This window comes from Bradyrhizobium sp. PRIMUS42 (assembly GCF_023006515.1).
Lineage (GTDB): Bacteria > Pseudomonadota > Alphaproteobacteria > Rhizobiales > Xanthobacteraceae > Bradyrhizobium.
The window spans coordinates 1-366 of sequence record NZ_JALBGZ010001648.1 but is presented as its reverse complement, the minus strand read 5'-3'; the positions used below and the strand labels follow the sequence as shown (position 1 = coordinate 366).

The 366-nt window shown below is 62.8% G+C and carries 1 protein-coding gene; it reads right to left on the bottom strand.

The features are described from left to right. A partial coding sequence (locus MOV75_RS42110; protein ID WP_247008784.1) for a condensation domain-containing protein occupies window positions 1-366 on the bottom strand: 366 nt, incomplete at both ends.

Below are 366 nucleotides of genomic sequence, written 5' to 3'. Positions count from 1 at the left end.
CTCCGGCAGCATCGCAAGCTCCGACAGCGGACGGTCCGCGTCAGCGACTGCTTCCATCAACATTTGCGTCAGATGCTCCGACAGCCGCTTCACCGTCGCGGCGTCGAACAGATCGGTCGCGTATTGGAAGAAGCCGTGCAGCCCTTCGTCGCCTTCGTGCAGATAGAATGCCAGATCCAGCCGATAGAGCGATGGATCGACGCCTCCAACAGGCTGATCTCCCACCTTACTCAGCGTCAGCCCCGGCAGTTCGAACTTCTCCTGCGGCACGTTCTGCAATGCGAACAGGACCTGGAAGATCGGATGGCGGCTCGCCTCGCGCGCCGGCTGCAGCTCCTGCACCAGGCGCTCGAACGGCAGGTCCTG